3 protein-coding genes are annotated in these 2,094 nt (G+C 75.0%); 2 read left to right on the forward strand and 1 reads right to left on the reverse strand.

What is annotated here, in order from left to right:
- Positions 1-1,122: PKD domain-containing protein (locus tag ACFSBI_RS16015; protein ID WP_377936704.1), on the forward strand; the 1,122-nt coding region annotated here is incomplete at its 5' end.
- A 50-nt stretch (positions 1,123-1,172) separates the two neighbouring features.
- The gene (locus ACFSBI_RS16020) at positions 1,173-1,553 is read left to right on the forward strand and encodes a hypothetical protein (protein ID WP_377936706.1); all 381 of its coding nucleotides are present in this window, start codon (positions 1,173-1,175) and stop codon (positions 1,551-1,553) included.
- A 27-nt stretch (positions 1,554-1,580) separates the two neighbouring features.
- Here ACFSBI_RS16020 and ACFSBI_RS16025 read toward each other — a convergent pair whose 3' ends face one another.
- Entirely contained in the window at positions 1,581-1,721 is a 141-nt protein-coding gene (locus ACFSBI_RS16025) for a hypothetical protein (RefSeq protein WP_377936708.1), read from the reverse strand.
- Between the last annotated feature and the right edge of the window lie 373 nt (positions 1,722-2,094).

Below are 2,094 nucleotides of genomic sequence, written 5' to 3' on the forward strand. Positions count from 1 at the left end.
GCCGCGGCGGCGGCGAAGCAGCGCCGCGCCACCGCGGCGAAGCGGGTCGGGGTCGCCGAGCGCGCGGGGCGCGCCGAGCTGCGGGCCGCGCAGAAGGCGTACGCGGCCCGCAGCCGGGCCTACCGCAGCGCGACATCGCGCGTCGACACGCGCACGCGCGCGCTCCGACGCGCGAACCGGGCGGTCGTCTCGCGCACCGCCGCAGTCGTCCTCGCCCGCGCCGTCGTGACGGCGGACCGCCGCGGCAGCACGACCCCGGTCGCACCCTCGGCGCCCTCGGCACCGGGCCCGATCGTCGTCGCCCCGGTGCAGCAGGGCGCCCCCGTCCGGAAGGTGCCGCTGTCACCCGCACCCGCACCCTCTGCAGCAGCGCCGACATCGCCACCGACGCCGACCCCGACCCCGCCGTCGAACACGGGCCCGACCGCCGGGTTCTCCTACACGGCCACCGATCTCTCCGCGACCTTCGACGCCTCGGCCTCGCGCGATCCCGACGGCACGATCGTGGCCTACGCGTGGGACCTCGGCGACGGCGCACGGGCGAGCGGCCGGACGGTCGCGCACCGCTACGCCTCCGCGGGGTCCTACCCCGTCTCGCTCACCGTGACCGACGACGACGGCGCCTCCACCACCACGCGGGCCGTGGTGTCCGTGACGGCGCCCCCGGCCGCGGCCACCGCGTCCGCCGCGCGGGACGGCTGGGTGGAGACCGCCTGGGTCGGCGGCGGCTCCGGCTGCTCGGCGTCCGTCGCCAAGCCGGCCTGGCAGACCGACGACGCGTGCTCGACCCGCACGGTCGCGGACGTCGCCGCGGTGGGCGACCCGAACACCGGGCTCGCGGTCTTCGACACCGCGGCGATCGACCAGGGCTACACCGCCGACGGCTGGCTGGTCGTCGGCGGCACCTCGCTCGCCGCACCGCTGATCGCGGGCATGCTCGTGCGCAGCGGACGGGCCGCCGACCACTCCGACGCCGGGGCGCTCTACGCGGACCGCTCCGCGTTCTGGGACGTCACGAGCGGGTCGAACGGCTCCTGCGGCACCTCCTCGGTCTGCAACGCGGGGGTCGGGTACGACGGCCCGACCGGTCTCGGCACGCCGAAGTCGCTCGACAGCTTCTGAGCGCTCGCGCTCCCGGTCGGTGGGGGCGAGGCCGGGGTAGCGTGCGGCAGATGCAGCAGGCGACGCACGCCGAGGAGCGCACGGCCGAGGAGTTCGAGTCGACCGCGGCCGAGACCGGGCGGATCATCCGCGCCGGCACGATCTGGACGGCGGCCGCCGTGGTCGCGCCGGCCGCCGGGCTCGGGCCGCTGGTGGCGAGCGGCTGGCGCCCATCGGTGCTGCCCGTCCCGCTCGACGTCGCCTGGTGGGCGGGAGCGGTCGTCGCCTCCGCCGGTCTCGCGCTGCTGGTCTGGGCGGGCTGCCCCGTGCTCGGCTTCCGCCTGCCGGACGCCGACCGGCAGAAGGTCTTCTCGATCCGCGTCGGCGTCGTCCTGAACCTCTCGGGGCTCGCGGTCGTGGCGCTCGCGGTCCTGCTCTCCCCGCCCCGCTGACCCGTCCCTCTTCAGGGCCGCGGCCGCTCAGAGCTGGGTCTGCAGGGCGAGGACGGCGGGCCAGACCGCGAAGGCGACGGTGACGGGGAGGATCAGGAAGACCAGCGGGACCATAAGCGCCCCGCTGTCTGTGTTCCCGCCCTTCGGTTTCGTGGTGGCGGCCCGCACCGCTGATCTCCTGCCCGACCGACAGGGCCCGAGCGATACCTCGACGATCAGAGGCTCGTGAGACGGGTGCCGAGGAATCCGAGGGCAGACGCCGAACATTGGTTTGCGCCATGCTCCTCCTGAGCGTCCTCCCTGCGCTCACATTCCCCGACACGAGATGACTCATGGACGCTGCTTCTCCCCGGGTGCTTCGCGCGATCCGCTTCACCTCCTTGCTCCTCGTCTCGGCGTTGGTAGTGCTGAACGCTCCCTTCAGCCCACTGTCGTCGGCCGCGGCATCTGCGGCCACAGCCAAGACGCTCACCCCGACGCCGGTACCGACAATCTCGGGGACGGCAAGGGTCGGGTCAACGCTGACCGCGACGCCGGGGAC

This window comes from Amnibacterium endophyticum, from assembly GCF_042680685.1.
In the GTDB taxonomy this organism is placed as follows: Bacteria; Actinomycetota; Actinomycetes; order Actinomycetales; family Microbacteriaceae; genus Amnibacterium; species Amnibacterium endophyticum.